The 4,104-nt window shown below is 38.3% G+C and carries 6 protein-coding genes; 4 read left to right on the top strand and 2 right to left on the bottom strand.

Annotation, left to right across the window (positions count from 1 at the left end; all coding sequences use genetic code 11):
* Positions 1–191 precede the first annotated feature (191 nt).
* Positions 192–1,337: a hypothetical protein gene (locus tag HYG89_RS15600; protein ID WP_178868330.1), complete on the bottom strand. Its 1,146-nt coding sequence runs from the start codon at positions 1,335–1,337 to the stop codon at positions 192–194.
* Positions 1,338–1,492: 155 nt separating this feature from the next.
* Complete coding sequence (locus HYG89_RS15595; protein WP_178868328.1) at positions 1,493–1,639, bottom strand: hypothetical protein; 147 nt, start codon at positions 1,637–1,639, stop codon at positions 1,493–1,495.
* A gap of 691 nt (positions 1,640–2,330) precedes the next feature.
* Between HYG89_RS15595 and HYG89_RS15590 the strand changes: the two genes are divergently transcribed.
* From HYG89_RS15590 to HYG89_RS15575, 4 genes are all read left to right on the top strand, one after another.
* A complete protein-coding gene (locus HYG89_RS15590) occupies positions 2,331–2,591 on the top strand; it encodes a hypothetical protein (RefSeq protein WP_004650270.1) in 261 nt (86 codons plus the stop codon).
* Between the two features lie 17 nt (positions 2,592–2,608).
* The gene (locus tag HYG89_RS15585) at positions 2,609–3,190 is read left to right on the top strand and encodes a hypothetical protein (protein ID WP_178868325.1); all 582 of its coding nucleotides are present in this window, start codon (positions 2,609–2,611) and stop codon (positions 3,188–3,190) included.
* 11 nt (positions 3,191–3,201) lie between these two features.
* Positions 3,202–3,582 carry a hypothetical protein gene (locus tag HYG89_RS15580; RefSeq protein WP_178868323.1) on the top strand — a complete coding sequence of 127 codons (381 nt, stop codon included), beginning with the start codon at positions 3,202–3,204 and terminating at the stop codon, positions 3,580–3,582.
* Positions 3,583–3,702: 120 nt separating this feature from the next.
* Positions 3,703–4,056 carry a hypothetical protein gene (locus tag HYG89_RS15575; protein ID WP_256734036.1) on the top strand — a complete coding sequence of 118 codons (354 nt, stop codon included), beginning with the start codon at positions 3,703–3,705 and terminating at the stop codon, positions 4,054–4,056.
* Positions 4,057–4,104 lie beyond the last annotated feature (48 nt).

Here is a 4,104-nt window from a genome sequence, read left to right as displayed (position 1 = left end):
TACATAGTGCACTAGGTTATGTGCCACCTTTTGATTTTGAAGCAATGTACTATGATAAAATTAATCCGTTAGGTCAGGTGGCCTAACTTAAATAAAAAGTCTCCGACAAACCCGGTACGGTTCACTTGATTGAAAAATTAATAATGAGCCGTCCAAGTAATTTAAAAAAACTTATTCAACATTAAAATCAGTTACTTATTGATTATTTGCTCGTAAAGGTCAGGATTTTTTTTGATGAGTTTAAGTATTCTGGTTGGTAAGTTCTCTAGCTTAATGTACTGATTGTGGTTATTGTGGTTTCGGTCATTATTCATGAAAACCTCAATTTCCTTTGCAATCTCATCTGCTATTTTCTCAGCAGCTGCATTCTTGCTTTTATATTTATTCTTGAATTTGTCTTGCTTGAGAAGTTCTAAAATTTTGTGATCAATAGCTTCAAAATTGTGTTTCTTTTTTAAATTACCCTCAATATTTAATGATGAGCCATTTAGTTTTTTAAGTAACTTTTTATTGTTTAACAAAGTATGTCCTTCACATATAACTGGTATATTCTCTATTTTTTTATTTGATGTCGAAGATCTTTGGTATTGTTTAAAAAGACCAAGCGCAATACATTCATTTATAGCTTGTTCTAAGTGAATGCCTGAATCTATATACATTGATTCGCGATAAGACTTCAATTTATCTATAAAACAAGGCTCATTTTTGTATTGCTTTTTAGCACCCTCTGGATCTTCGATAAAGGAATCAAGCAAATCAAGTTTTTCGTATATGTCTATGGCTTTTGCTAGATACTCGAAAATAGAAAGTATTGACTTATGACGGTCTTCCTCATATGTATCAATAATTTCTTGGCAATGTTGCAAGCTGGCTTCTATGGTAATTGTGGGATCAACTACTTTTAGTAAAATTGATTCGATAAAAGTCGCGAAAATTATAATTATGCCTGTAAATAGTTGGATAATGCTATTAGAGGCGTTGTATGTCCCAACGCGCATTATCTCTACGTCAAGAAAATTACAATCGTAAATTTCCTTCTGTAAATATTCGGGAACTAATGAGCCTCTAATATTTAGAAATTTATAAGAGTAGATTTTATTCGAATATTCAATTTTAATTTCAGTATGTATTTTAATTTCTTTTATATTCTTTAGATTAGTCTTTATTTGGTGGAATTCATGAACACTAGAATTTTCTTGTAATGATAACTCTTTGAGTAATGCTCTGAAATTTTTTTTAGCTAATTTCAAATCGTCTTCTGTTGCTTTAGGTATATCAAGTTTTTCAAATTGGTCAGTGATGCTGTTTGGCTTTTTTTGCTTATCTTTAATATGCATAATAGGGCTTCAATGGTTGTACATACTTGGCTATTTTATATGTAAATTCATTATCTTGTATTTAACTTGTTCATAGCTATAAAGGCGTTAACGCTGTGTGTTTCTAAAAAATTGAAGGCATGAAAAAGCCCTAGATGATAGGGCTTTTTTGATTTTTATTCACCTGAGCTATGAAGGTCTTCCCAAGTTTGGGCGGCAACTTCATATGAAACATTTTCTGATTCAGCAATTTTTTGAATCTCATTTTCACGAGCTTCTTGATAATCTTCTTCTTGCTGTTCAAGATTCAGATCTTTACTCATATTGATCCCCTTTAATTAAAATTTTCAGTTGGTTCAATATGCATAAAAAGGTTTGATGTTTCAATACTTCAAATGATGAAATATAACATTTAAATTTTAGACATTAGTGGATTGCTTGACGCTCTATAACGTGCAGATTATCCTTAGCCTGCTGACCTACATCGTCAGCGGGTTTTGACAGACCCATTAACAAAGACAATATGCGAAATCTCATTTTGCATGTTGTGGACCCGTTCGTCCCCCTTTCTTTGCGGTAGGGCGGAGGGGGGACGCGCTTGCGCGTGCTGGTTTCTTTGTTACCAGTCTGTCAACCCTCCTTCGTTCTGCCACCATCAATTGACAGTGATTTGGCAGGATTCTTTTAAAACAAAGGAGTACGCCATGCGCTTACATCAATACCGTCTTTTACATTTCTCTTTTTTCATGTTTGTGCGATTGGGTGATTAGACCTGATGCCGTGCAGTCAATGCATAGCTGTGTCGATGACTTTCTAAGAATAAAACTTTTTCAAGTACATATTACCGATATGAAGATGAATCTCTCATGCTGTTTTGAGGGTCATAGATCCGTGTGCTTTATCGTCTATAACACTTCAAAAAAACATAGATATTCATTCCAACATTCATGCATGGGGAGCACTGCGTCTGATTAAGACCAAGACGAGTGATGCCTATAAAAAGAGAAAATGATTATGTTTAAAACCTTCCTAAAAACTGCCCTTATTTCATCACTACTTGCAGGTGCATCATTGGCGCAGGCAGGCTGGTTTGCGCAAGCCAGTGAAGCTTATTTTGTTAAGGCCCGCAATTTGGGTGGTGGGGTGTATCAATGCATGTATAAAACCAATCCGGGCAACCGTGGTTGGCGTAATTTTACGGTGAACTTTCAGGGTGGTTGTCCGCGCTTTGTTCACTTTAATGCTCAGAATGGTCAAGTCACTGTACCCAACTAAAGACGGGAGCATTTGAGATGAACCAAAAAACCGTATTGGGCTTGGCGGCAATCTTAGCCCTGACCTTGATCAGCATTGCAGGCTTCTATTTCTTCAGCCCTAAACAAGGAACTGAAAAAACGGTTCAAGCCAGCACTTCTGAGGCTAGCTCTGCACAGCCGTTGGAATCCGCCAGTTCAGAAGCAGCATCCACTGAGATTGCAGCGGCAGAAGTAGACGGGATCGATGTCAAAGAACTGACCACGGGAAGCAAAAGTCTGAGCCCATCAGACCATGAACCTGAGCTACTCAGCTTTGAATTTGATAAAAACTTAAAGTCTGTCGATACCTTACTGTCGATGCTGCCTTATGACGAACTGCCTCAGTTTGAGCAGGAAAACATAGACAAGTATCAACGCTATGTCTTTGCCAAAGCCGCAAAAGATACAGGTAAATCAGTGAAAGACTTCAGCTTGCAGGAACATGGAGCACTGGAATCGGAGCAGTCGGGTAATCGTTACTACGTTTATAAATTTGATAATGGCACAGACTGTGAAATCCATCTGGTCAGTATTGATTTAAATACGGGCAATTATGGCGTGAGCTATAACTACTGCTAGGGATGAATTTTATGACGCAATTTTTTAAACCGATCCTACTGGCAGTGACTGCAACGACAGGAATGTTAATGGGTGGCTGTAATTCTGGCCTTGATCCAAATACATTTACGGTAGAACTGGATGTCAAAGATACTAGTAATTGGTATGCGCAAAATCAATCCGCTACAGTATTGACGATCCGGTCTAACAGTGCAGATCCGATTGATGTCACCAATGTGCTGATCAACAACGGTGAATGCAGTTATGAAGGTTATCGTCGCTCTTTGGAATATCCGCAGCATTTTAAAATGGGTCTGCGTTTAAGACTGAAATTAACCGGCTGTGGCTATGACAACGTAGTGCGTGTTGATGTTGAAACGGAGAAGGGTACTGCAAGCTATAGCTTTCAATAGCGACCCTCGACTCTCCACGACAAAGCAAAAACTAAATCAAACCGTGTCCTCAATGGGCATGGTTTTTTTATGCCCTCAATTCAGCTCTTCGTACTGAATTCATTTAACAAGGAATACTCAATGTCCTTTATTCAATGCCCCTACTGTCAGTCTACCCATGTCAGACAGACCGATTCAGGCAACGCCAACTTTAACTATTTTGAACAGTTACAACGCTGTATTTCACCTACACAGATGGCGATGTTTGGTATGCAGGTCGCAAAAAAAGCAGGCGTTTCACCTTTTATTGGCGCCACGGTCGGGGTGGTCATCGGTGGCGTCCTAGTCGTCGTCAGCCAATACTGCTTTGAGAAGTACTACAGCAATGCCGAGCAGTATGTCTGCTTGGATTGCCAATGTCAACGGCATTCTAAAATTGACCCCTTTTACCTTACAAATGGCAAAGTAAAATTGACCCCTTTGATCTCGTATTAAGTTTCAACCTGGGGCTGAATCCCAATTCTTTTTTTATCCTTCAAACGA

The organism is Acinetobacter sp. SwsAc5 (assembly GCF_013391485.1).
Lineage (GTDB): Bacteria > Pseudomonadota > Gammaproteobacteria > Pseudomonadales > Moraxellaceae > Acinetobacter > Acinetobacter towneri.
Note: the sequence above shows the minus strand (reverse complement) of the source record. Positions and strands in the feature narration are given on the sequence as shown.